We start from the raw sequence: 26,204 nt of genomic DNA, 5'->3' as shown, positions 1-26,204 counted from the left end.
TGATCACCGTCCGAGTTCGTTCAGCAACTGGTCGAAGCCGATCGTCATGACCGAGCCCGTGTCGTCGCGCATCGGGACTCGATCGCCGTCCTCGTTGACCCGCGTCTGGTAGTAGACCGGGTGAATCTGCGCACCCGTCGTCTGGCGGATGAGCGCATCGACCTGCTCGCTCTGGCGGAGCTCCCTCCCGACGTACGCTTTGAACTCGTCGAACGCCAGGTGAGCTTCGATGCCTTCGTCCTCCCGGAACCGTTCGGCGAGGATGTCGGCTTTCGTCGCGACGATGAACACGCTCGTGTTATCGACGGCCTGGAGTAGACTGAAGTACTCCGAGATGTCGAGCGCCTCACCGTTGACGTACCGTTCGGTGTCGAGCAACAGGATGAGCGTATCCGCCTCCTCGACGCCCTGCGAGAGACGCAACAGCGTGTTGTCCGTGTCCTCCTCGGCGACGGCACCGGACAACACGTCGGGTAACCGGCTCAGATACTCGCCCGCGTAGTCGATGCTCTCTATCTTGACGTTCTTCGGAAACGTCGAGCCGTGGACGTACTGGAACTCGAGGTTCTTGATCTCGCCCTGTCCGGTCGCGTCGACGATCCACCCCGAGGAGCGCTGGTCGAGGTTCTGCACCATCTCCATCAGATCCTGGCTCGGATGGAGCGGCGTCTTGTTAGTCGCTTCGTCGTTCGGATTGCGGTTCATAGCCGCGAGGTACGCGCCGATCAGGAACAGACTCTTGCCGGAGGCGGGCGGGCCGAGGACGAAGAAGTCCTCTTTCGAATCGTACTGGATGAACTTCCGAATCGTGACGACGAAGACACCGGCGATCGCGACGTTGCGAAGGAGCCCCTCGCTCTCGATGGCGAACTCCGGGTTTTCGATCGCGTAGACGACGAGCCCCTCCGGCGAAACCTCGACGAACTCCGGATACGTCACGTGATACTCGAACAGGGAGCCGACGATCAGGAGTACGACCATCAGGTAAATCCCGAAGGCCGCGCGCCTGAACTCGAGGGCTTCGGCGGTCCGCGTCCGCAAGAGCGTTCGTCCACCGCCGGCGACCAACCCGAGGACGAGACCGATACCGAGCCAGGTGAGATTCGACGTATCGGTGAACTCGATGTTCGGAATGAACAGTCCCATCGACTGGAGACCGAGCATCGCGATACCGAGCCCGATCCAGAGCAGATATCCCTGCCAGCGTTTTTTAGGATCGATCGTCATCAGGACGAGCAGTCCCAGGAAGATGCCGAGCAGGAAGACGCTGATCCCCTCGAGGTCGATGACGTCGATCAGGTGGTGGAGGTCGATGACCGCTCGCGAGAGGTGTCCCTCCTCGTAGGCGGATCCGAACAGCGTCGCCAGCGGAGCCGTCAGGACCAGCATGATCCCGAAGTAGCTGACGAGCGTCACCTTCTCCCGATGCGTATGGATTGCATCGGCGACGTTACCTATCATTCCATCTCACCGCTGTACTCGTACGACTGGATCTCGCCCTCGTCGTCGGACTGCCCGTCGGTTCCAGCGCCGGCGTCGACGCCGGCGTCGGCCGAGTCGTTCGTTGGAACCGTCTCGACGTATCGTTCCAGTAGTTCGTCGACGATGTCGGACTCGTCCTGCAGGTAGAAGCCGGCGTCGTCCTCGTCTTCCATGTTGAGCGTCTTCGCTCTTCGGACGTAGAATCCGTCCTCGAGGCCGTAGTTGTGGTGGACGAGGATGTCGTCGCCGAGTTCGGATCGGCGCGTCTCGTAGCCCGCCCGGTAGCCGTCGGCCTGTACCATCTTCCGGATGTTGTCGAGGAAGATGCCGTCGATGAACACGCACAGGCCGATGTCCCACTTGTCGCCGATGTCGTGTTGCCAGCTCGTGTACGGGTTTTCGACGCGATTGCCAGTCGCGCCGAGGTCGAACGCGTTGTTGAATCGGTTCTCGAAGTCGATGGCGTCCGGGTCGATCTGATCGACGGCCTGACTCAGGACGCCGACGCGGATTTTGATGTCGTCGTACCGCTGTCGTCCCTTGCTGAATCGACGGCGCTTGATCCCGGAGTACCGTTCGTTGAAGACGTTTTCGACGAGATCCTCGAGGGCACCGTAGGTGCGCTGGTTCTCCTCTTTGCTAGAGAAGAGGTCGCTCTCGCCGATTCCTTCGTCTCCCGTCACCCGGAAGACGTCGTTCGGTTTCGTGGTCTTGATGTAGGCGGAGTCCTCGCGCTCCGTCGATACCGACCGGGTGGACTCGGTTTCGTACTCGTTTTGTTTCCGGTTGAACTCGGCGAGGCGGTCCGAGTAGGTTTCTCGCTGTTGATTCAACTCCTCGAACAGATCGATCGTCGATTCGTAGATGTCGCGGTCCGTTTCGAGCTGGTCGAGTTCGTCTTCGATCTCGTTCTTGCGAGCTTTGACCTCGTCCGTTCCCTCGATCTCGTCTTTGAAGGCGTCCCGGGCGATGTCGCGGAGTCGCTCGATCGACGCGTCGCGATCCAGGACCGATTCCACCTCGCGTCGGTGCTCGTCCGACAGGTCGTCGAGGCGTTCGCGCAGCGAGGCGAATATCTCGTTCTGGAGCGTCTGTTCGCGATCCCGCAGGTCGGCGGTCACCGACTGGCCGTCGTACGTGACCTCCGCGCTGAACGACGCTCCCGGCGGGCCGACGCTGAACACGCCGCGGTCTTCGATCTTGTTCTTCTGGACGCGGAAGTTCCGGTGGGCCTCCTCTTTCGCTTGCTCCGTCTTTCCGGACCACGGCGTGAGCTTTTCCAGCGTCCCTTCTTCCTCGTTCATGGTCAGGAACGCCTTTCGCGCCTCTTTGAGCGCCGCCGTCGAGGTTTTGACGTCGCTTCGGTGCTCGCCGAACGAGAGGCCGGCGCGTTCGAGTTTGCGTTCGATATCGTCGAGTTGTTGGGTGATCTCCTGGGTGCCTACCCGGTCGACCTCGTCTTCCGCCTTGGCGTTGACGACCTCCGATCGGAACTGCTCGAGCGCGCGAGTCAGCGACGAGAGGTCGTTCTCGACGCCGTCGACGTCGATCTCCTGGTACTGTTCGATGTCGGTCGTCGCATCCCGAATCCAGTTTCCAACCTTGCGGTCGATCTCGTCGGCCTGCTGTTGCTCGAGCGTCTCGAGTTCCTCGAGCGTCTCCTCGAGTTCGGTTTCCCGGCTATCCCGCTGTGACTCGATGTCCTCGAGCTGGGTTTCGAGTCGGTTCAGCTTCACGCCCGGATTGCCGCTCCCGTCGTCGCTGCCGATCAGGTACTCGACGGCGTCCCTGACGCGGTTGTCGTCGATCGATTGCTTCTGAATGAGCAACCGGTTCCGCTGGACGATCGCCTGCAGGTCGGCCTCGATGACCTCAGCGAGGTGTTCGTCGATGGTGTCGACGAACCGTCCTGCCTCTTTGCCCGTCGTATCGACGGCGCGAAGCGACCCTGAGATGATGTCGATTCGCTCGCCGACGTCGTCGGTCTCGTTTTCGGCGTCGGTGATGATGTCGGAGAAGATCGATACCGACTCGTACTCGAGTTCGTTGAACAGTTCGAACTCGAGCAGCGACTGGGCGTCGTCGAGCCGGCTGTTCAGGTCCGCCCGGTCGAGGTCACGGAGTCCGTCCCCGGTCGGACCGCCGTACTGGTTGTCGAGGAACCGCTCGAGCTTCGTGTAAATCTCTCGTTCGGCCTGGACGGCCTCCTGCTTGCAGTTGAGGATCTCCCGGATCGCGGTCCTGCCCTCGTTTATCGCTTCGACGTTGTACCGCAGGATCTGTGGAACCCCGATCGTGAACGGAGCGTAGTCGGGCGCGTCGGCGAACGGATCCTCGGTTCCGACGGTGTTGTAGTAGGCGGCCATCAGGTAGATGATCGCCTCGTCGAACTCCTGGAGGAGCTGGCTGTTCTGGATCTTGTTCCCGCCCTTTCCGTCGAAGTCGGTGGGATCGATCGGCAACAGAATTCGGTCTTTGAACGCCGGTTCGCCGATCAGGTTGAGGTACTCGAGTTCCGAGAGCGCGGCGAACGCGTTCGCGTTCTCGCGGATTCCCTCGGTGTGATTCGGAAGGATACCGAAAAGCGTGATCTCGGCGGTTCGCTGTTTCTGCTGGAGGTGGCGGGCGAGGTCGATGATGAGTCCCGAGCCGGTTCCGCCACCGAGACCGGAGAGAACGGCGACTTTCCCCTTATCGGGGAGGTCGATGTACGTCGAGAGTTCGTCGTCTTCGGCGTAGGCCTTGTAGTACATCGCCTTTCCGAGACCCCGCTTTCGGACGACGCCGGTCGCGAAGTCGAGGTTTTCGTTGATGTGTTGTTCTTCCACCCACCAGTTCTCCTCGTCCATTCCGTTGCCGGCGGTGATTCGGGGAACCGCGCTCTCTCCGATGAGATCGTTCTGGTCGTTGAGCTGGATGTTTCGCGTGATCAGCTTGTACTCGACGTCGATGTCGCCGGGACGGCCGTTGTCCGTGGAACGGAGTTCGTCCTTGATCGACGCGATGTTCTCCCGAATATCCGCGATGCGCTGTCGGTCCGAATTCTCCTCTTCCTCGGCGGTGTCGATTATCGTAACCGTGACCGACTGTGGGTTCGGGCGAGGTCGTAGGATCTCGCGGAGCACCCACTCCGATTCCAACAGTTCGAAAGCGATCTTTTTTCCTGCTCCCCCCGTCGAAAAGATTCGTTCTGGTAGGTTCATACGACTGGTAGTTCTCGATCGTTCATTAATTGGACGTCACTTATTTCTTATTGTACGCAAAAATCAGGTCTCAGCTATTCATTCTAAAGTTCTGTTGTACCTAAATCGTTCACATCAAATTTTAATTCAGGCTTAAAAACATATTTCGGGTGGCCAGTTGTAGAAAACCAGATCGGGAGAGCCGATCACGTGTCCGTCCCGAAAGCGAAAAATGAGCGTGGACGTATTTTGTATGGAATGTATTACATATCTGCGCTTCTGAGAATGTCACCAACATTTAACAACCCACTACGTGCAGTCGAACAGAAGACTAGCAATCGAACTTTCTGGCGGTCCACGCCGAACCTGCTGGCCGAACGCAGACGACGAGTACCGATTTCGCTCGGCAGTCGACGCTCGCAACGAGGTACCAACGTTCCGACGCAAACGAGAAGGTATGTTCGACGACCGGACGCGTCCTAGACGATCTCTTGAACGTACTGATCCTCCCACTCGCGGCGGGCCTCGATCTCCCGGCGGCCCCGGCGGGTCGGATTGTACACGTTCGTTCGACGGTCGCGCGTCCCTTTTTCGACCAGCCCCTTATCGACGAGCGTATCCAGGTTCGGATACAGGCGTCCGTGGTGGATCTCGGATTCGTAGTAATTCTCGAGCTCGTCTTTGATCGCGAGGCCGTGCGGTTCGTCGAGTCCGGCGATGACGTACAGCAGATCGCGCTGGAAGCCTGTTAAATCGTACATATCCGGACGGGGATAGGTAAGGAAAACAGATATACCTATCGGATATGATTCGCATCTTCGTTATAGTTCCACGAGCATAACTCATTAGACAAAACGACACGTCTGCTGACCAGAGCGCGGAGAGTTCGAGACCAGAGCCCCGGAAGTGATCCGAATGCGTTCGACACGGACTCGAGCGGCCGCGTCCGACGGAGTCCGGCGACCTTCGGACCGGGTGACGATCGTATCGAACCGTCAGTCCGACACGCACGATCTCACTGCAACCCGGGTGTGCCGCCACGGCTTCGCCGGAGTTCGGTGTCCCGGTTACGGGTTCACCGGAACTCCGGTGTGTCGAGGGCGGCGATCGATCGCCCGTCGGTGACACCGTATCGAGCGCCGTCAGCGGACCGCCGACTCGAGGTACGCGATCAACTCGTCGACGGTATCAGGATCGTACGTCCAGAAGCCCCGGTACCGATCCGCTCGTCGATTTTCCGCGACGAGTCCGGACTTTTGTAGTTCGGTGCCACCGCCGTCGAAGAGGACGAACCAGAACTCGGTGACCTCGCCGTCGGAATCGACGACGACCTCTACGTCCTCGAACGGAACCGTCCATCCGTCGGCGACGAAGACGGTCGTCTCGAGATCCCCGCGGTCGGCGAGGCGCTCGTACACCGCCGTTTGGTCCGAAAGCGCCTCCTCGCGCTGAAAGCCGGTGTACAGGTGGCCGCCGGCCGCGCGCCAGGCTCGTTCCTCGATTTCGCGGGCGGCTGCGAGCAGCTGTCGACGGCTGTACGCGGTGAACAGCGTGTTATCGAGAAAGCTGAACAGATCGCCGGAGTCGGCCTCGGAGGTCCCGATTTCCCACGGCGGATGAACCTCCGGAGAGAGCACCGCCGCGAACTGATCGAGGCCGAGTCCGCCGCGAAACTCGTCGTCCGAGCCCCGGACGATGACGAATCCGGGTTCGTCGAATCCGGTGACCGGATGGTGGCCCACGTCCGCGTTGCGGGTTTCGAACTGTCGTTTGAGTTCGGCTGCGACCTCGGCGTCGTCGGTGTAGACGTCGAGGCGTTTGCGGTGACGCTCGACCGTCTCGAGGGCAGTGTGAAACGGATTCATTGTGGGTCGGTGATGCCGAGAAGCGCGTGAACCGGCGGTGGAACGTCCGTCGCGCGGACGATCCCCTCGTCCGGATCGAACGAGACGAACTCGTGGTCGTCGAGGCGGGGTAGAGTCGAATGGTAGAGTTCGACGGTCGCACGTTCGTAATCCGTCGGCGTCGCGATCGTCGACGATCGCGCGGCTTCGACGGTGGCGACGATCGCGGCGAGTTCCTCGAGGGTCGCGTCCGGCCGATCGTACAGATACGTGACGATCGTCCGGATTCGGGCGTCGGAGAGCAATCGCAACACCTCGTCGGTCGAGAGGCCGGCGTCCATGTCCTCGAGCGCGGAGAGAGATTCGAACGGGTCCACAATTGCTCCTCGTTCACCCCGGATACGGAAATAGCTGTGCCGGTAGATGTCCGGGTGTGACCCGCGGCGGGACAGGAAACGGCAACAACGAGGGAAACGGCAACGACGAGAGAACCGGCGAACGAGCGGACCGGTTCGCAGCCGACCGAGAACGAAACGGAGCTACGAACGGCCCAGAAGTCGATCGAACAGCCCTTCGATCGCCTCGAGCACCGACTGCCAGATCGAGCCCAGACCGGAGTCGCCGTCGGCGTCCGTCCGCTCGCTTTCGCCGGTCGAGGACCCCCCGTTCGACCCTCCGCCGGTCGAATCGTCCGCGTCGCTTCCGTCGTCGCCGTCGTCCCCCCCGTTCGATCCGTCCAGATCGGCGGCGGCGCGGACGAGCCCGTGACCCTCCGCACACGAATCGACCACCGACTCCGCGGCCGCCTCGAGCGCGCGTCGAATTTCGTCGTTCGGGCCGGGGCCCGACTCGCCGTGGCGCGCCCAGGCGAGAGCGGCGACTCCGGCGACGTACGGGCAGGCCATGCTCGTCCCGCTACGGGAGCGGTAGCGGTTATCGACGTCGGTGGAGACGACGCTCGAGCCGGGAGCCAGCAGATCGATCTCGTCGCCGAGGCTGCTGTAGGATGCGATCGAGTCGTCCGAATCCATCGCGGAGACCGCGATCACGTCCTCGTGTGTCGCCGGATAGCGGACGTTATCCTCGCCGCAGGCGTCACCGCCGTCGTTCCCTTCGTTACCGGCCGACGCCACCAGGAGGTGTCCCTCCTCGCGGGCGCGCTCGATCACGGCGTCCATCGTCGCGGTACCGGCTTCGCTGCCGAAGCTCATCGAGACGAGTTCGATTTCGTTCGACAGACACCAGTCGATCCCGGCGGCCATCCAGCTGTGGTAGCCGGTTCCGTCGTCTCCGAGGACCTTGACCGCGTGCAGGTTCGCTTGGGGGGCGACGCCGACGACGCCCAGGTCGTTGTCGAGTGCGCAGGCGATCCCGGCACAGTGAGTTCCGTGTCCGTTCCGGTCCTCGTAATCGCCCGGCGGACCGTCGGTCGTGAAATTTCGGCCGCCGGCGACCTCGAGGTCGCAGTGACCGGTCTCGATGCCCGTGTCGAGAACTGCGAGATCCACGCCGGTTCCCGTCTCGTCGACGTCGTCAGCGCCGATGCGCTCCCACCCCCAGGCGGGTTGCTGAGCGGGGTGGACGGTACAGTCCCGATCGTCGCCGCCGCCGAACTCGAGGAGGTCGTCGACGCCGTCGAGGAGGTCGTCCACCGGCGTCGCCGTCGCCTCGATCGGTTCGTCGTCTTCGACGAGCGCGACCCGCGAATCCGCCTCGAGGTCGGCCCGGCTGGCGGCCGGGATCGTCGCCGCGACGAAGTCGAAGTTGTCGTACCGGCGAAGCGTCGCGCCGCCGAGCGCCTCGAGTGCGTCGATCACGGCGGAGACGGTGTCGGCGGCGGGATGGACGAACACGCGGTGCTCCCCGCTGGGGTTCGCGGCGCTCCGTCCAGAGAGCAAGAGCGCGCACGTTCCCGCACCCGTGGCTTGCACCATCCGACGACGTGTGAGCGTCATAGGTCGGTCGTGGTGATAGTCGGTCCGGCGTAAATGTCTTCTGGAGCGAAGGAGCGTAAACTACCGAAAACAGTGACACCATCGAACGACCGCCTCAACGGACACGAAAGAGGTTCACAGTGCATCTCGGTGCGATATTCACCGCTCGCCGTCCATCCGGTGAACAGTTCACATGAAAAACCGAACACTAGGAGAGACGACATCCTTATGGTTCCGGGGTAGCCACCGAAGTCCTGATGAATCGTCGAACGCTGCTCGCCGGGATCGCAAGCGCAGGACTGGTCGGTGCGGCGGGTTGTCTCGAGGCGGCTGGACTCGCGGAACACGCGTCGGGAGCGGTCGGCGTCGAGGACGAAGCCCGGTCGGAGACCGACTACGAGCTGACAGCCGTCGAGGAGCTTACGATCGAAGAGAGCGTCGGTGCGCTCGGCTACTCCGAGACCGTCGTCGTCCGCAACCAGCTGACCGAACACGAAAAGGCCGTGGACATGGGTCCGCTCGGCAGGCTTCGCGGTGCGGTCTTTATGGTCCTCTCGACGCCGCGGATCTCGATCGCCGGTCGCCAGGTCAACCCCGTCGAGGACAAATCGACCGAGGAGCTGGTCGATCTGGTCGTCGCGAACTACGACGGCATCGACGACGTGGTCCACGAGTCTGACGGCGAAGTGACTGTCCTCGGCGAGTCGACGACCATGTCCACGTTCGCTGCGGACGCGGAGTTCGACGGCTCGGACGTCGAGGTCTACCTCCACGTCACCGAGGCCGTCTCGGCCGGCGACGACCTGGTCGTCGCCATCGGCGTCTACCCCCGGGACCTCGAGCGACAGGAGCGCGAGAACGTCGTGACTCTGATGGAAGCGGTGTCCGACGACGTCGACTTCGAGGGCGAAGACGACGCCGGGAGCGACGATGGCGAGAGCGACGATGCCGAAGACGGTGAAGAAGACGACGCGGACGGGGAAGATGACGTGAACGACGACGAAGGTGACGACGAGGACGACGAAGACGCGAACGGCGGCGGAGATGACGACGAGGACGATGGAGAAGACGACGACGGTCTTCTCAGCGTGTAAGAGCCCCCGCGTCGGGTCGGTGGTCGTCCGTCGCTCGATTCTCCGGGACGGATGACCCTCGAGTCCCCGGAGCCATTTCGATCACACACGAACCGTCGGAAGCATCCAGAGAATCGATCTGTACCATTACTTCGATTTTCGAAGTAACGGATTCGAGAGCGGACAGTATTCCGGATCGGTTCCGAACGCGTGGCGAGAGAGACCGAAACGAAACGAAACGCGCCTCGCGCGATCTGGCGTACCGAATCACCGGAGGAGCCGTCGGACGACCGCGGGCGGACCGGACCTGACCGACAGCAGTCCGTATCAGTCGTCGGTTCCGATCACGGTACTGACCACGTTGTACTCCGTGTTCTGGACGATGCTCTGTGGGACGCTTCCGAAGACGGTCTTTTCGATCCGGGACGCTTGCGGCCGTCCGATCACGACGAACTGGGGTTCGATCCGGTCGGCTTCCGCGACGATCTCCTCCGCCGGGTTGCCGACGCGACCGCGCGCTTCGATCGCGTCGTCGAACTCTCCGAGAACGTTCTCGACGGCCAGCCGAACGAACTCGGCGGCGCTTTCGGCCTCCTGATCGACCGTGAGTCCGTCGAGTTCGCTGCGTTGCTCGAGAAGTTGCCGGTGGCTCTCGAAGTCCTCTCGAGGAATGACGTGGACCACGACGAGTCGAGTCTCGTACCGCTGGGCCAGTTCGTGTGCCGTTTCGATCACTTTCTTCGGATGCCGTTCTTCGCCGATCGCTGCGAGTACTACCATCGATTTCTACCCTGACGAACGGTTTCCGCGTCAGCGTGGTAAGTGGTTTCGTACCGGCAGGAGACGACGGACGGGGTGCGGTTTGGATCCGACCGGTGCTCGAGGCGAATCGATCGACGGACGATTGTAGCCGACGATGGGCCGTCTCGAGAGTCTGGACGTCGGCACCAGGGCGCAGCTCCAGGGGCGACCGACGATCCGAGACGGACTGCTGCGGGGCGGCCGACGCTCGAGCCGACGGCTCCGCACCCGCCGAGCCGTGAGTGACCTCGCGGGGATGATCGACGAAGGCGAGGCTGCCGCCGCTCGCGAGTGGCGCGAGTCGTTCGAACGCGTCGACGCGATTACCGTCGAAACGTACTGACTCGAGTTCGAGACGGCTTCCGAACGATTGCAGCGACGTTTCGACGTCCGATCGCACGTAAATCTGCCACCCTATGGCGGCATATTCAACTTGAGTGTTGGTAGCAATCGTCAATAAGTAATGCTAGATGAAACACCGTGGATCGACGACACACAGGAGACGAAACGGGTTGAGGCCGAACCGAGCGCGAAGACGATCGAGGAGATCGACCTCGTCGAGATCCGGCGGGGGCCGGTGACGAAGTTCGTCATCGCGTTCCTGATCGGATTCGTCTTCTTCCTCGTTCCCGTCCCGTGGGACGGACAGGTGACGGTTCCGTTCGACATCGTCGTCAGCTGGATCACCGGATCGTTCCCGACGATCGCCGGGGTGTACGCGATGGCGCTCATCGTCGCCGGCGGCGTGCTGACCACGGTCGCCGAGTTTCGAAAGCGCGGGTTCGTCGACATCGACGACGAAACGGCGTCCCGACTGACGCTGCCGTACTGGGAGACGGCCGCCAGCTTCTGGCTGTTTCGCGTCGTGGGCGCGATCCTGGCTCCGTTCCTGTTTTTCGGAATCGGTCCCGAATGGATGGTCTCGCCCGCGACCGGCGGCCTCGTCTGGGGGACGCTCATCCTGAGCGTGGCCGTCATCATCCCGATCGGCGCGATCTTCATCAACCTCTTCGTCGAACTCGGGGGCCTCGAGTTCGTCGGGACGATGGCCCGCCCCATCATGCGGCCGCTGTTCAACATCCCCGGCCGCGCGGCCCTCGACAGCGTGGCCTCCTGGGTCGGCTCCTACAGCGTCGGGCTGTACGTCACGCGCAACGTCTTCGACCGCGGCGAGTACTCGAAACAGGACGTCTACGTCATCAGCACGTGTTTCGCGACGGTGTCGATCGGCTTCGTCGGCGTCGTGGCCGCGACCGTCGACTTGCTCGAGCTGTTCCCGATCATCTTCGTCGCGTACGTCATCTGCATCGGGATCACCGGGTTCATCCTCGTGCGGATCCCGCCGCTCAGTAACGTCCCCGACGAGTACATCACCGAGCCGAACCCCGAAACGCCGTTCCGGGGCTCGCCGCGGGATTACTTCCGGTTCGGGCTCTCCGAGGCGGTCAAGAAGGCCGAGGAGGGTGGCTCGATCGTCGGCGCGTCGATCCGCGGTTTCGTCGACGGTCTCAAACTCGCGATCCTCATCCTCGGAACGATCCTCTCGATCGGCCTCGCCGCCGTCGTCATCGCCGAGTACACGCCCGTCTTCGACGTGATCTCCCAGCCACTCGTGCCGGTGATCGAGCTGCTCGGGATTCCGGACGCCGAGGTCGTCGCGCCCGCGACGATCATCGGCATCACCGAGATGTTCATCCCCGCGTTGCTCGTCGCCGAAGCCGACGCGATGGCCCGGTTCTTCATCGCCGTTCTCTCCATCTCCCAGCTGATCTTCTTCTCCGCGGTCGGCCCGATGATGATGGACATGTTCAGCGACATCCCGATCCGGTTCCGCGATCTCGTGTTGCTGTTCGTCATGCGGACGATCATCCTCGTTCCGGTCATCGCCGCGATGACCCACGTCGTGGCCGCCCTCGGGCTGCTCTGATCCGCGTTCCGACCGATTTTCGGCGGAAAATCTTCTCGTCGTTCCACTTCGAAGCCCCTCAAGGCGCGCGACCGGGGGCGTCGCGAGCGAGACGACTCGAGCGGTGACGGCAAACGCGAACGCGTAGTCGATCGATGTCGTCACCGAGAGCCGGATCCGAGGCGTCGCGTTTCGAGGAGTTCAAATCCGTCCGGCGTAATACGGACGCGTATGGACGAAGACACCTCTCGAGAACACGTCGTACCCGGCACCGACGAGGAGCTCTCCGGGGCGGACGTCCGCGGCTACGACTTCCGCGGCTCGTTCGACTTCGACGAGTTGCTCGAGTCGTACGCGACGACGGGCTTTCAGGCGACGCAACTCGCCGAGGCGATCGACATCTCCCGGCGGATGCAAGAAGACGACGCCACGGTCTATCTCACGTTCACCTCGAACATCGTCTCCTCGGGGCTGCGCGAGACCGTCGCCCACCTCGTCCGGGAGGGGTACGTCGACGTGATCATCACGACGTCCGGCTCGCTGACCGAGGACGTGATCAAGACCGCGAAGCCGTTCAAGATGGGCCAGTGGAACGCCGACGAAGAGGCGCTCAGAGAGCGCGGAATCAACCGGCTCGGAAACATCTTCGTCCCCTCCGACCGGTACGTCTGGCTCGAGGAGTACCTCTACGACTTCTTCGAGGACTTCTTCGCCGAGGAGAAGGTCCGGACGCCGACGGCGTTCGCGCGCGAGCTGGGCGAGACGCTCGACGACGAAGACTCCGTGTTGAAACAGGCCGCGGACAACGACGTCCCGGTGTACTGTCCGGCGCTGACCGACGCCGAGGTCGGCAACTTCCTCTACTACTACCGCCAGGGGTACGACTCGGAGGTCGGAATCGAGATCCTCGACGACTACGACTCGCTCATCGAGGACGGACTGCTGGCCGACACGACGGGACTGATCGCCGTCGGCGGCGGCGTCCCCAAACACCACGCGATCATGACGAACCTCTTTCGGGGCGGCGCCGACTACGTCGTCTACATCTCGACCGGCATCGAGGGCGACGGCTCGCTCTCGGGCGCCCCGCCGAACGAGGCGGTTTCGTGGGGCAAGATCAAGGAGGCCGAGGACAACTACACGCTCGTCGAGGCGGAAGCGACGCTCGTGTTCCCGCTTCTGGTCGCCGGCGCGTTCGCCGAGTAGCCGGAGCGGTCGGCCGTCGGCGAGCCGACGGGGGGACGATCCACGAAGCGCTCTCCCGTCGAGGAGTGGGCCTCGATACCGCTCGGGAGATCCGACCGACGCGAGCATCGGTTGGCCCGGCGGAGCGTCGAACACGTTTCGATTCTGGAATGGTCGGTCACTCGGTCACGGCGTTCGATTCGTCGCGATCGCGGTTCGGGCGTCAACGGTCGCGGGAACGGGGATTTCAAACGGTTGTGCGAGTAGCAATCGTTGCACGCCGCGAACAGTGCAAGCGGAGATCTGATCGTCTCGCGCGGAAATCGCGCCGAGCCGCCGCGATCAGGAAGGAGTTTGTTACGATCGGTCAGCCGTTCAATACTATTGTGCGAGCGATTCCGATCACAACCAGCATGACGGAAGACTCTCGCAGCCGTACGACCGATGGCGAACGGACGAACGACGCGGCCGATCCAGCGATCGCGCCAGGGATGACACGCCGGCGCGCCCTTCGTTCGGGGAGTCTGCTGGGTGCCACCGCACTCCTGGGATCGACGGGAGCCGCCGCTGCGAGCGCAGCGAGTGGCTGTAACAGACCGACGGAGGAGATCCACCTCGATTACGACGACTACGACAGCTGGGACGACGTCTACTGGCGATCCAACGGCGATCCCGACAACGCGACCCTGGTCGCCAGTCCCACGTACTCCGGGGAGCGCGCGCTCCAGATGCGCATTCGCGACGGACAGAGCTGGGGCGTGAGCACCCACTACGATCTCGACGACGGCGTCTTCGAACTCGATGGACGAGTCCACTTCGCGCTCGACACGGGCTGGGAGATGCCCGGTCGCGATCCGTCGAACTGTCGACTCTGGAACTGCGCGATGGCGCTGGGCGAGGGAAGTGCGGGCGGCGGCGTCCCCGACGGAACGAACGGCTGGAGCAATCGACTCTACGTCACCACCAGCGGGGGCGAGGCCGACGGGCCGTTCCGGCTCCTCTCGCACACCTACCACATGGACGAGTCCCAGGATCACGACTACCTCCTCGACGGCGAGGAGTACGTCGTGAACGAGGCCGAAATCGTACCGGGCCGGTGGTACGAGTTCGGATACTACGTCTGCGTGAACACGGTCACGAACGGTCGGGCGAACGCCGACGGCGTCGTCCAGTACCGCCTCGACGGCGATCTCGTCTACGATCGACGCGACGTGCGATTCACCGCCGACCTCGAGGACAACGTCATCGAGACGACGGGGCCCGCCGGCTACTACGGCGGTCGGTACGTCTCCCCGAAGAACCTCTATGCATACTACGATCACCACTCGATGGCGCTGGACGGAACGTTCGGAGACGGGTGTTGACCGGATTTCGCTCGAGCGAGCGACGGGTTTCATCGATGCGCCGCAGTCGTCGTCGGGCGGGTCGTGAGCGGCCGGCGGACGCTGAGATTTCGACCGCGAAACGAATTTAACGGCCCCATAGTGAACCGCCGGCGGGAGAAACGGTTCGCTCGATGCAACCCAGAGCGCTCACCCGGTGGAACGGTGCAGGGGCCGACGCGAAGACAAGACGCGTCGTCGAAACGAAAGCGGATCGGTCCGCGCCGGTCGGGAACCGGCGATCTCGCACCGGTGATCCGCCGGGACAGAGCGCGATCGAGTACCGCGGCTAGCTACGACGAGACACAACCATGCGCTCCGACGTCCGTCCACGGAAAGCGAGAACGCGATCGATCCAGACCGGCGTGCAGGTAGCGCTTGTCGTCGCCGGCGTCGCGCTGCTCGTCGCCGGACTGGGTCTCGCAGCGAGCGGCTCGTCTATCGACGACACGGTCGGCTCGTTCGCCGACGGAGGAGACGACTCCGAAGAACCAATCGGTAGCGGCGAAGACGACGCAAGCGTCGATGACGAGGACGGAGACGCGGACGACAACGGCGACGGCGAGAGCAGCGACGAAACCGACGACAGCGACGGCGATCGAAGCGAAGACGACAGTAGTGACGACGAAGACGACGACATCGGTGACGGAGGCAGCGGTGACAGCGGGGACGACGACGCCGATGACGGCGACGAGGAAGACAGCGACGGAGAAGACGAACGCCACACGCTGACCGTCGCGGTCGAAACCGACGACGGCGATCCCCTCGAGGACGCCACCGTCGAGGTCGACGCGATCGACGAGGGCGGGCCGGACGAGGACGAACTCGAGACGGACGGCAACGGCGAGGTCGAGTTCGATCTCGCGGACGGAACCTACGAGGTCGTCGCCTCCGCGGACGACCACGAGGACGACGGCGCGGAAATGGAGATCGACGGCGACGACGAGCGCCTGACGCTGGTGCTCGAGCCGAGCGACGACGATGACGACGGTAACGACGATGCCGACGAGCGGAATGTACTCACGGTAACGGTCGTCGACGACGACGGCGATCCGCTCGAGGACGCCACGGTCGAGGTGACCGAGCGGCGGCTCCTGGGCGATCGGGAAGAAGCGACGACCGACGGCGACGGCGAGGTCGAGTTCGATCTCGCGGACGGAACCTACGAGGTCGTCGCCTCCGCGGACGACCACGAGGACGACGACGCCGAGATCGAACTCGACGGCGACGACGAGCAACTCGTGTTGGTCCTCGACGCGGAAGACGACTAGCTGCCTCGTCAGTGAACGGCCCACTTTACCGACTCGCTGTGACTCGGCCTCTCGAGCGTCGATCGACCTCGAGTGGCTCCTTCGTATTCCGCTGACGTCGACCCAGTTTCGTACGTGTATACTCGTCACGGGTCCGACGTACCCGCTGCCGCGACCGGTTTTCGGCGGCGAGCCGATCGGTTTTCAGCGACGGGCGACGGAGTCGATACCCGATCGTTTAGACCACGTTCGACGGCGATCGGGCTCGAAAGGGTGGGAATCCGGCCGGACGAATATACTGGACTGAAGCGATTCACACACCGATCGCACTATCCGCAGTTCTCGCTCACTTCGTAGCTCGCGGGTCGTCCCTCCCCGCTCGCCGTACGCGGTTCTCGCTCACTTCGTTCGCTCCGAACCGCGCTCCCCCCGTGCGATCGAGTAAGCGTTGACGTTCAGTGGCTACTAACGGGACGTGCAAGAACCGACGACGAGAGGTCCGACGGCCGATCCGTGATCAGTGCTCCGGTCGGAGTCGCGGGCCGTTCCGGGACATAAAGCGGGAGCCGGACGGCGCGGGACGCAACGATCGGGCGATCAGAGAGCGACGGCCGAAGGGACGAACGAGCCCAACGCGGGACGAAAAGCGGGATCTGACGAACGGAAGATACGAGCGTCTCGCTCGGACGATCGCTATTCGACCGTCACGCTCTTCGCGAGATTTCGAGGTTTGTCGATCGGTCGATCCAGCAGGGCCGCCGCGTGGTAGGAGACGAGCTGGAGCTGCACGTTCGCGAGCAGCGCCGTCCAGACGGGGTGCGTGTCCGGAACCGACAGGTGAGCGTCTGCAGCGTCGGCGAGCGGATGGTCGTCCGGTCCGACGGCGACGATCGGCGCGCCGCGCGAGCGCGCCTCGGTCGCGTTGGTCGTCGTCTTTCCGTCCTCGCCGCCGGTGTAGACCGCAAACACCGGCGACTCCTCGGTGACGAGCGCGAGCGGTCCGTGTTTGAGCGCCCCCGACGCGAACCCTTCGGCGTGCTCGTACGTGATCTCCTTGAACTTCAACGCGCCCTCGAGGGCGACCGACCGACCCAGTCCGCGACCGATGAAAAAGTACGATCGAGCGTCGAGCAGTTCGCGCGCGAGGGCGGACGCTCGACTCTCCGCCAGCACGGATTCGGCCTGGTTCGGAAGGTCGTCGAGCGCCTCGAGCATCGCCGTCGAGTCGGCGGGTGGAGTCGCTTCGGGCAGGTCCGCGGCGAGTCGCTGGGACAGCAGCGCGAGGGTGACAGCCTGCGACGAGAACGTCTTCGTCGCGGCGACGCCGACCTCCGGGCCGGCCCGGATGTAGAGGGCGTCGTCGGCTTCGCGCGCCGCGGTCGAGCCGACGACGTTGGTGACGGCGAGCGAGCGTGCGCCGCGGTCGCTCGCAGTTCGGACGGCGTCGAGCGTATCGGCGGTCTCGCCGCTCTGGGTGACCGCGACCACGAGCGTGCGCTCGTCGACCGGACCCGAGACCGGTTCGTACTCGCTCGCGCGAATCGCATCGGCCGAAACGCCCGCGGACCGCAGCAGATGCGTGCCGAACAGCGACGCGTGATACGACGTCCCGCAGGCGACGAGTTGCACCGTTTCGACGTCGGCGAACGTGCCCGGTGGCAGGTCCTCGAACGAAACCTCGCCGTCGACGACTCGCCCGTCGATCGCGTTCGAGAGCGCCGTCGGCTGACTGTGGATCTCCTTGAGCATGTAGTGGTCGTACTCTCCCTTTCCGGCGTCCTGTGGGTCCCAGTCGACGGTGTCGACCGGTCGCTCGACCGGTCGGCCCTCGAGGTCGGTGATCGCGTAGTCGTGCGGCTCGAGGACGACGGCGTCGCCGTCTTCGAGGTAGACGACCTCGTCCGTGTGTTCGAGAAACGCCGGCACGTCGCTCGCGAGGAACCAGCCGCCGTCGTCCAGACCGAGGACGAGTGGGGAGCCCTTCCGAGCCGCGTAGACGCGTTCCTCGCCGTCGACGATCGCGGCGATCGCGTAGCTACCCTCGAGCGTGTCGACGGCGCGTCGGACCGCCAGTTCGGTCTCGTCAGTCGTCTTCAGGTACTCGTCGATGAGGTGCGGAATGACCTCCGTGTCGGTGTCGCTCTCGAAGACGTGTCCTCTCGAGTGCAGATCCTCCCGCAGCTCGGCGTAGTTGTCGATGACGCCGTTGTGGACGACGGCCACGTCGCCCGCGGTGTCGGTGTGCGGGTGGGCGTTCTCGTCCGTGGGAGGCCCGTGCGTGCTCCAGCGGGTGTGACCGATCCCGACGTTGCCGTGTGGCGTTTCGTCGAGTTGGGATTCGAGGTCGGAAACGTCGCCAGAACACTTGTGGACCTTGACACCCGACCCGTTCTGAACGGCGATTCCAGCCGAATCGTATCCGCGGTACTCGAGGTTCTCGAGTCCCGAAAGCAACGTCTCCGCCGCTTCGTCGCGACCGATCCGGGCGATGATGCCGCACATCAGCCGGTCACCTCCGTTCGCCGCGGTACAGCAGCCGGCGAACGACGCCCGGGGGCGGTTTCGTCCGGCACGGACGGATTCGCGACGGCTCGAGTCGGGACGACGCTCCGGCGTTCGGTGCTGGTTCGTGTCATGGGTGGATCGTGCCCGACCGTCCGAGTGGAACGGCCGGGGCGCTATCGGTCGCGACGGCGGGAAGCCGCTTTACTATAGAACGAATAAGCGGAGCCGCGGCGCAGACGGCGCTGCGCGTCGTGAAGCAAACGTCGGATCGCCCGTTCTTCGGTCCGTATCGGACGGCACCCGACGCGCCGTTCCAGACGGTGCCAGGAGGTGAGACGATTGCACGCGCTGCACGTCGGCTTAGGGCGGCGGTAAAATCCGGCCGCCGGGACGAACGGGGTAACGGCTGTCCGGTCCGACAGGATCGAAAACGCGGTGAACGGGATGATCGTCTCGAGCGTGCGCGAGTCGTCGATCGGGAGAGGTCGCGAGAAGACGAACCTCGACGGGAGAGGTCTCGATGAAGCGAACCTCCATCGGAAGTTGACTTTCGAGGAGACGACCAACGCGTGCGACCGAACGGCCGGCAACGGTCATCCGTCGGTCAGGAATCGGAAGAGGTCTCGCTCTCCGCATCCGCTGAATCGGGCCAATACGGACTCTAAAGAGTTTCTCGAAGGTATCGGGAAAGGACCAAACGTGAAACGTTGCTGAGAGAATCGGCGGCCGGATCGCTTGGACGGCGCGATACGCAGTGAATCGACGTACTCGCCGGTCGCACTCGAGCGGCCGCGGACGTCGTGTCGGTCGCCGGTTTATCGACGGGATTGCACCGGCGTTCACCGGCTACGAGGAGGAAGCGGATCGTCGGCGTCAGCGGGAGAGGTTCGCTCGTCGGGCCGCGACTCCGGAAGCGAGACGACGTTCTCTCGACCGACGGTGGTCTTCTCGATCGTTCCGTCCTCGCACATACTCGAGGTGAGCCGGCTAACCTTGGACTTCGACCAGCCCGTTTCGTCGGTGATCCGGTGCTGGCGGATCTCGCCGTCGTTTTCGACGAGCAACTGAACGACGCGTCCCTCGTCGCTGAGGAGTTCCGGTGGGGTTTCGACCGGAACGACGCGCTCGTACGCGCACCGGCCGACGGGTCGGGAGCGATCGACCTCCCCCTCGTCGGAATTCGGGGCGTCTGGCGGTTCGGGGTGGGTGGAGCCCAGTTGGGGCGATGCGACCGCGAGGTCGCGGTCGAACAGGAGCTGTCTGCCCCGGATCCCGACCAGTGCGACGATCAACGAAAACAGAACCGCGAGCAGCGCCCACTCCCAGGCAGACGCGTTCCGGATCGCCGTGATCCAGAACGTCCAGCCGCCGATCGGGACGTCGGCGCCGAGCGGGTAGCTGACGGGAACGTCGGGGTACGCGTCGTAGGCGGCAGCCGAGACCGTTTCGATGGGGACACGGTACCCTTCCGCGGGGTCGGCCGGTCCGGTGCCGATCTGGGAGCGAGCGTTCATGGCTATCGCGATTCGAGGCGACCGCCGCGTCCGGGCGTCGACCAGGTCGCGGCGACCGCACTCCGATCTGTGACGACGGGGAACTTCATTATGGGTTCGTACAGGGTCGCTTATCATCCGGCTAAGCCGCACATTCGAATTTGATTCGAACTGTCGGAAACCCACCGTATGCGGCACCTATCTCGGCTTTTCGGGCGTTGAGACGGTCGCAATCGTTTATCGAGGGTATAGTAAACGGATCGGGACCGGTTCCCTCGTTCGAGGGCAGTCCCGAAATCGGCGGGATTCGAAGCAGACGGGACGCTGACGCACGACCACGTGCGTCGCCTCCCTCGAGAAGGTACCACCCATGACTCCGACAATCAGCGACACGGAGAATCGAACGGACGATCGGTACGCGGTCGGTCGCACCGAACCGGAAACCAGCGGTCGGCGGGAAGAGTTCGACGAATCGGCCCGTAACGCGACGATCTGCGTCGTCGGACTCGGCTACGTCGGGCTGCCGCTCGCGGTCGGATTCGCACGCGCGGAGTACCGCGTTATCGGATACGACGTCGACGAATCGACGGTCGAGCGACTTCGGTCGGGAGCGAAGACGACCGGCGAACTCCCGATCGACGCCGTCCACGAGGCCGACATCTCGTTTACGACGAAAGCGACGGCGATCGCCGACGCCGAGTACGTAATCGTCGCCGTCCCGACGCCGATCGACGACGCGAGCAGACCCGACATGAGCTACGTCGAGAGCGCCGCCCGAACTGTGGGCTCGAGGATGAGCGCCGGAACGACGGTAGTTCTCGAGTCGACCGTCTATCCCGGAGCGACCCGGGAAGTGTTCATGCCCGCGCTCGAAGACGCCTCCGGACTGACCGCGGGCGAAGACTTCTTCGTCGGCTACTCCCCGGAGCGAGCGACGCCGGGCGACGACGATCACGGCCTCGAGGACGTCGTGAAAGTCGTCAGCGGTCAGAACGAGAAGGTCCTCGAGGACGTCGCACGACGATACGAATCGATCGTCGACGCCGGCGTCCACCGCGCCCCCTCGATCGAGGTCGCCGAAGCCTCGAAGGTCGTCGAGAACGCTCAGCGCGATCTCAACATCGCGTTCGTCAACGAGCTCGCGATCGCGTTCGAACGCATGGACGTCGACACCCGGGCCGTCCTCGAGGCCGCGGAGACGAAGTGGAACTTCCACGGCTACCGCCCCGGGCTGGTCGGCGGCCACTGTATCCCCGTCGATCCGTACTTCCTGGCGTACCGCACGTCCCGCGACGGCTTCGAACCCGAGCTGGTTCGATCCGGTCGGTCGGTGAACGAGTCGATGCCCGACTACGTCGCGGAGCTGACGATCAAGGCGCTGAACCGGTGTCACAAGACGCTCCGCGAGAGCCGGGTGCTCGTGCTCGGCCTCGCGTACAAGCCGAACGTGGGCGACATTCGAAGCTCGAAAGTCGCCGACGTCGTCGACGAACTTCGGGAGTACGACGTACACGTCGAGGGGTTCGATCCGCTCGCGAGCGAAGACGCCGTCCGCGAGTCGTTCGACCTCGAGGTTCAGGATCGGCTCACCTTCGAGGGATTCGACGCGGTCGTGCTGTCGACGCCTCACGCGGAGTTCGAACGCGTCGACCTCGAGGCGGCGGCGAACGAACTGGCGGAGGATCCCGCGCTGATCGACGTCGGGGGAGTGCTCGACGAGGGCGACGCCGTCGAAGCGGGGTTCACCTATCGAACGCTATGATGTTCACGAGCGCGGGAATCGGCGATGCCGTCGCGGAGGTGTTCACGTGATGCGGATCGTCGTGACGATCCAGCATCCCGGACACGTGCACTTCTTCCGAAACGCGGTCGCCGACCTCGAGCGTCGGGAACACGAGGTCCACGTCTTCGCGCGGGAGAAGGGAGTCGCCATCGACCTGCTCGAGGCGTACGGAATCGACCACGAGGTGCTCGCCGGGGGCGCGGACTCGCTGCTTTCGCTGGCGAAGACGCAGGCGGCCTACGAGGCGCGCCTGTTGTGCCGGGCTCGACGGATCGATCCAGACGTGATCACCGGCATCGGCGGCGTCGCCGCGGCGCACGTCGCCGCGGCGCTTCGCACGAAGAGCCTCGTCTTCTACGACACCGAACACGCGTCGCTCATCACGTCGCTCGGCTATCCGTTCGCCGACGTCGTCTGTACGCCCGCGTGCTACCGGGGCGACGTCGGCTCGAAGCAGGTGACGTACCCGGGCACCCACGAGCTCGCGTACCTCCATCCCGACCTGTTCGAGCCCGACCCCTCCGTTCTCGACGAGGTCGGAGTCGATCCCGACGAATCGTTCGCGGTCGTGCGCCTCAGCGGCTGGAACGCCTCGCACGACGTCGGTCACGGCGGCTTCGACGATCCGCGCGAGGTGATCGAGCGACTCGAGGCCGCCGGGACGACCGTCCTGGTCACCGCGGAGGGAGAGCCGCCGTCGGACGTCGCGTCCTACCGGCTTCGGACGCCGCCGGAGCGGATGCACGACCTGCTCGCGTTCGCCGACGTCGTCGTCGGCGAGGGCGCGACGACGGCTGCCGAGGCCGCGGTGCTGGGCACACCCGCGGTGTACGTGAACTCGCTCTCGCTCGGCTACACGGACGAGCTGTCGAAGTACGGGCTGCTGTACAGCTACAACGGTGACGAACGTCACGAGCAGGCGCTCGAAACGGCCGTCTCGATCCTCGAATCGGAGGTGGACGTCTGGGAGCGTCGCCGCGATCGTCTCCTCGACGAGTGCATCGACGTGACGGCGTTCGTCGTTCGATCGATCGAGACGACCGCCCGTGAGAGCGAACCGATCCCCGCGTCGCCTGCGGTCAACCCCGGATAGAACGATGAAGGTGCTACAGCTCGTTACGTCGTCGCGTCCGTTCTTCGAGCAACAGGTTTCGGTCCTCGAAGAACGCGGCCTCGACTGTACGGTCCTCGACGTTCCCGGCGAGTACCGCGGAAACTCGGGTCGGACGCCGATCGACTACGTCAGGTTCTACCCGAAGGTCCTCTCCGAACTTCGTTCGGCGGAGTACGACCTGGTCCACGCGAACTACGGGCTCGTCGCCCCGTTCGCCCTGGCACAGCCGATCCGCCCGGTGGTGGTGACGCTGTGGGGAACGGATCTGATGAGCGAACAGGAGTGGCTCCGGTCGGTCAGCCGATACGCGGCGCGCCGGGCCGACGCCGCGATCGTTCCGAGTCCGACGATGTCGCGACGGCTCGAGGCCGACCACGAACTGGTTCCGTTCGGCGTCGACACGGACCTGTTCAGACCGGTCTCGCGCGAACGGGCCCGCCAACGACTCGGCTGGGAAACCGAGCGACGTATCGCGCTGTTTCCGTACGATCCGTCCCGGTCGGTAAAAGATTTCCCGCGCGCGAACCGGCTGGTCGAGTCCGTCGACGCCGACCTCGAGTTACGAACGATCGACGGCGTCGACTACGAGGAGATGCCGTACTACCTGAACGCGAGCGACGTCCTCCTGGTGACCTCGAGCAGGGAGAGCGGTCCGATGGTCGTCAAGGAAGCGGCCGCCTGTGATCTGCCGGTCGTCTCGACGAACGTCGGATTCGTCCGCGAGACGCTCGAGGGGGTCGCGAACTGCGTGGTCAGCGACGACGACCGCGAACTCGTGCTCGGTCTCGAGGCAGTTCTCGACGACGGCGGCCGCTCCGACGGCCGCGAGCGGGTCGACGAACTGGGCCTCGAGGCGATGGGACGCCGCCTGGTCTCGCTGTACCGTCGGTCGCTCGAGACGTGCGATCGGACGGAGCGCCGGAGGGGAGTCGCCCGTGGTGTATAGATCGCTGTCGCGGCTGCGACCGTTGCGACTCGACACCGTCGCGGCGATCGCGGGTCTCGCGATCGCGGTGGCGCTGTTTCCGCTCCGGCTGTTCGCGTCGCAGATCTACCTCGAGACGGTTCCGCTGGTGCTCGCGACGGCGTGTGGGCTCTACATTCTCTCGCTGTACCAGGGAAGCGAGGCGACGACGCATCCGCGGCTCCCGGCGTCTGTCACGATGGCGCTGCCGAGCGTGGTGCTGGTCGGTCTCGCGGCGATGATCTGCCTGACGGTTCTCCAGGGCGAACGGACTCCGGCGTTTTTCGGTCTCTCGAGCGTCGTCGCGACGCTCGTCGTCGGACAGATCGCCTTCGCGGACGATCGACACTTCAACCGCGGTCTGTTGCTGGTCCAGGTCGTGCTCTTCGCGTACGCGTTCCGGTTTGCGGCGCTGTACGCGACGCCGGGGTTCGTCGGGATAGACGTCTGGACTCACGTCGAACTCGTGAGCGCGATCCGAGAGGAGTCGTCGCTCGGCGCGATCGCTCACGACAAACACTACGCGTCGCCGTTCTATCACCTGCTGGTGGTCGCGTCGTCCCTGTTGTTCGAACTTTCCCTGCGCTCGGCGCTCTATCTGACCGTCGGTCTCGTGATGCCGATGTCGATTCTGCTCGTCTACGCGGCGACGAACCTGCTCGTCTCGGACCGGTGGTCGGTGCTGGCGGCGGCCGCGTACGCCCTCGCCAGTCACGTCTCGATGTGGGGGATCCACCTCATCCCGACGAGTCTCGGACTGGTGTTTTTCCTCGGAATGCTGTACGCGCTCGTTCGGGTGATGCGCATCGAGTACACGCTTCGGGACTTCTCGTTGCTGATCCTGTTGAGCGTCGCCGTCATCCTCACCCATCAGGTGTCGACGTTCATCATGCTCGTGTTGTTGCTGGCGGCGTTCGTGGCCCAGATCGTGTTCGTGGTCGGTCCGTTCGGTCTCACGAGGCTGGATCCGAGCGTCTTCCGGGCGAAAAAGCCGGTGAACCTCGTCGGGCTGGTCGTCTTCAACTTCGGGATGACGATCTTCGTCTGGTCGCTGACGCCGTATCGTCAGCAGTCGTTTCTCGCGACCGTACTGAGTTTCTTCACACAGACGCTCGAGGAGAGCGCTGGCTTTCTCAACATCGCGAGCGGCTCTCCGGACGACGGCGGAGCCGACGGGGTCGAGGCGGCCGCGCCGACGCTGCTCGATCAGGTGGCACTCTACGTCGACGTGGCCGGCTTCCTGTTTTTGCTCGGGGCGACGTTCGCCGGCTGCCTGTACGTGGTCCACAGGCGTCGCGCCGAGCAGTCCGTGTTCACGCTCTTACTCGCGGCCGCGTTCATGCTCGTGTTCGTCCTCGGAATGCCGATGTTCGGCATTCACACGTTCATCCCGACGCGGTGGTTCGCGTTCCTCTACGCGCCGATGGCGATCCTCGGCGCGATTGGACTCCGGACGATCAGTCAGAATCTCTCGCCGTCGGTCGTCGTCGTCTGTCTGCTGACGTTCGTACTCGTCTACCCGGGAGCGATGATACTAGCGGCCGAGAGCAATCCCGACAACCCGGTCTTCTCGGACCAGCGCGAACGGCTCGCGTACGACGAATCGGAACTCGCCGCGGCCGAGTCGATCGGCGAACTGACCGGTTCGCCCCGCGGAGCGGAGATTCGACCCGATCAGCGACTGTACACCGATCACCCGTACCAGACGCTGTTCAGTCGAACCGGTGCGTATCCCTCGACGACGTCGGCCACCGTTCCGGACGACGGCGTCGCCGAACACGACTACGTCGTCTACCGGGAGCGGCAGTCGACCGACGCGGTCTACTTCGTCGACGAGAACGGAGAGGGACGAATCGAGCGGATCAGTCAGGACCGACTGTGCCGCCCCGATCACGGAACGGTGTACACCAACGGGGACGTGACGATGTGTACGCCGTCGCCCGCGACCGCGTAATCGAGTGTCTGCGCCGGTCGCCGTCGCGACTCGACTCGTCTACGGCGACCGGGCCGGCGTGATCGTCGACTCGAGCATCTTGGACGTTTTAGACGTCCGTCTCCATCCAGTCACCGATCCCTCGAGCGACGGCTGCAGAGTCCCGACCGACAGACCGAATCGAACGCAGTCGCTGGCAATCGGCGCGCCGTCAGACGACCAAACCGTGAGGGCGGCGACCGTCAGAGAGGCACAGAGCGGGGCCTCCGTCGAGAATCCGCACCAAGAAGGGAGGTCGCGTTCGACGGGTAAATTCCAACGTGATCGACGAATCCGCCGTAGTCGTCAGCTGGCGGCGACGAAGCCTGTAGTA

20 protein-coding genes are annotated in these 26,204 nt (G+C 64.1%); 11 read left to right on the top strand and 9 right to left on the bottom strand.

The features are described 5' to 3' along the window. Positions 1–3: 3 nt before the first annotated feature. From EA472_RS13865 to EA472_RS13840, 6 genes are all read right to left on the bottom strand, one after another. Complete coding sequence (locus EA472_RS13865) at positions 4–1,461, bottom strand: hypothetical protein (RefSeq protein WP_124192116.1); 1,458 nt, start codon at positions 1,459–1,461, stop codon at positions 4–6. Continuing rightward, positions 1,458–4,685, bottom strand: a complete 3,228-nt coding sequence (locus EA472_RS13860) for a tubulin-like doman-containing protein (RefSeq protein ID WP_124192115.1) — start codon at positions 4,683–4,685, stop codon at positions 1,458–1,460. The genes EA472_RS13865 and EA472_RS13860 overlap by 4 nt, the downstream gene beginning before the upstream one ends. A 458-nt stretch (positions 4,686–5,143) precedes the next feature. After that, on the bottom strand, positions 5,144–5,425 hold the full coding sequence (locus EA472_RS13855; protein ID WP_124192114.1) for a PadR family transcriptional regulator: 282 nt from the start codon (positions 5,423–5,425) through the stop codon (positions 5,144–5,146). Positions 5,426–5,806: 381 nt separating this feature from the next. Continuing rightward, positions 5,807–6,529, bottom strand: a complete 723-nt coding sequence (locus EA472_RS13850; protein ID WP_124192113.1) for a DICT sensory domain-containing protein — start codon at positions 6,527–6,529, stop codon at positions 5,807–5,809. Beyond that, entirely contained in the window at positions 6,526–6,885 is a 360-nt protein-coding gene (locus tag EA472_RS13845; RefSeq protein ID WP_243637849.1) for a DUF7344 domain-containing protein, read from the bottom strand. The genes EA472_RS13850 and EA472_RS13845 overlap by 4 nt, the downstream gene beginning before the upstream one ends. 162 nt (positions 6,886–7,047) lie before the next feature. Then, positions 7,048–8,463 (bottom strand): S8 family peptidase, encoded by a 1,416-nt coding sequence (locus EA472_RS13840; RefSeq protein ID WP_124192112.1) that lies wholly within the window; start codon positions 8,461–8,463, stop codon positions 7,048–7,050. 236 nt (positions 8,464–8,699) lie between these two features. Here EA472_RS13840 and EA472_RS13835 point away from each other — a divergent pair, with 236 nt between their 5' ends. Then, complete coding sequence (locus EA472_RS13835) at positions 8,700–9,536, top strand: DUF6517 family protein (RefSeq protein WP_124192111.1); 837 nt, start codon at positions 8,700–8,702, stop codon at positions 9,534–9,536. 306 nt (positions 9,537–9,842) lie between these two features. On the opposite strand, the gene EA472_RS13830 is transcribed toward EA472_RS13835, so the two are convergent. Beyond that, complete coding sequence (locus EA472_RS13830; protein ID WP_124192110.1) at positions 9,843–10,295, bottom strand: universal stress protein; 453 nt, start codon at positions 10,293–10,295, stop codon at positions 9,843–9,845. 136 nt (positions 10,296–10,431) lie between these two features. Between EA472_RS13830 and EA472_RS13825 the strand changes: the two genes are divergently transcribed. The 6 genes from EA472_RS13825 (at position 10,432) to EA472_RS13805 (ending at position 16,060) form a co-directional block, all read left to right on the top strand. Further along, positions 10,432–10,659 (top strand): hypothetical protein, encoded by a 228-nt coding sequence (locus EA472_RS13825; protein ID WP_124192109.1) that lies wholly within the window; start codon positions 10,432–10,434, stop codon positions 10,657–10,659. 120 nt (positions 10,660–10,779) lie between these two features. Beyond that, entirely contained in the window at positions 10,780–12,243 is a 1,464-nt protein-coding gene (locus tag EA472_RS13820) for a YjiH family protein (protein ID WP_124192108.1), read from the top strand. 210 nt (positions 12,244–12,453) lie between these two features. Continuing rightward, positions 12,454–13,428 carry a deoxyhypusine synthase gene (locus EA472_RS13815; RefSeq protein WP_124192107.1) on the top strand — a complete coding sequence of 325 codons (975 nt, stop codon included), beginning with the start codon at positions 12,454–12,456 and terminating at the stop codon, positions 13,426–13,428. 392 nt (positions 13,429–13,820) lie between these two features. Then, positions 13,821–14,771, top strand: coding sequence for a hypothetical protein (locus EA472_RS13810; RefSeq protein ID WP_124192106.1), 951 nt, complete (start codon positions 13,821–13,823; stop codon positions 14,769–14,771). Between the two features lie 152 nt (positions 14,772–14,923). Next, positions 14,924–15,082 (top strand): hypothetical protein, encoded by a 159-nt coding sequence (locus EA472_RS22545; protein ID WP_165874892.1) that lies wholly within the window; start codon positions 14,924–14,926, stop codon positions 15,080–15,082. Positions 15,083–15,100: 18 nt separating this feature from the next. Next, positions 15,101–16,060, top strand: a complete 960-nt coding sequence (locus tag EA472_RS13805; protein WP_124192105.1) for a carboxypeptidase regulatory-like domain-containing protein — start codon at positions 15,101–15,103, stop codon at positions 16,058–16,060. 672 nt (positions 16,061–16,732) lie between these two features. Here EA472_RS13805 and glmS read toward each other — a convergent pair. Together glmS and EA472_RS13795 are read right to left on the bottom strand one after the other, a co-directional pair. Beyond that, on the bottom strand, positions 16,733–18,541 hold the full coding sequence (gene glmS / locus EA472_RS13800) for a glutamine--fructose-6-phosphate transaminase (isomerizing) (protein ID WP_124192104.1): 1,809 nt from the start codon (positions 18,539–18,541) through the stop codon (positions 16,733–16,735). Between the two features lie 842 nt (positions 18,542–19,383). Further along, on the bottom strand, positions 19,384–20,058 hold the full coding sequence (locus tag EA472_RS13795) for a helix-turn-helix transcriptional regulator (RefSeq protein ID WP_124192103.1): 675 nt from the start codon (positions 20,056–20,058) through the stop codon (positions 19,384–19,386). Positions 20,059–20,407: 349 nt separating this feature from the next. Between EA472_RS13795 and EA472_RS13790 the strand changes: the two genes are divergently transcribed. Genes EA472_RS13790 through EA472_RS13775 form a run of 4 tightly spaced genes read left to right on the top strand, consistent with a single transcriptional unit; the run spans position 20,408 to position 25,852 of the window. Beyond that, positions 20,408–21,799, top strand: coding sequence for a nucleotide sugar dehydrogenase (locus tag EA472_RS13790; protein ID WP_124192102.1), 1,392 nt, complete (start codon positions 20,408–20,410; stop codon positions 21,797–21,799). A gap of 49 nt (positions 21,800–21,848) precedes the next feature. Then, positions 21,849–22,913, top strand: a complete 1,065-nt coding sequence (locus EA472_RS13785) for a DUF354 domain-containing protein (RefSeq protein ID WP_124192101.1) — start codon at positions 21,849–21,851, stop codon at positions 22,911–22,913. Positions 22,914–22,917: 4 nt separating this feature from the next. Next, complete coding sequence (locus EA472_RS13780) at positions 22,918–23,880, top strand: glycosyltransferase family 4 protein (RefSeq protein WP_124192100.1); 963 nt, start codon at positions 22,918–22,920, stop codon at positions 23,878–23,880. Beyond that, entirely contained in the window at positions 23,870–25,852 is a 1,983-nt protein-coding gene (locus tag EA472_RS13775) for a hypothetical protein (protein ID WP_124192099.1), read from the top strand. Before EA472_RS13780 ends, EA472_RS13775 begins: the two co-directional genes overlap by 11 nt. The last annotated feature ends 352 nt before the right edge of the window (positions 25,853–26,204 follow it).

The sequence above is a fragment of the Natrarchaeobius oligotrophus genome (assembly GCF_003841465.1).
GTDB classification, from domain to species: Archaea; Halobacteriota; Halobacteria; order Halobacteriales; family Natrialbaceae; genus Natrarchaeobius; species Natrarchaeobius oligotrophus.
This window is presented reverse-complemented; position numbering and strand designations above follow the sequence as displayed.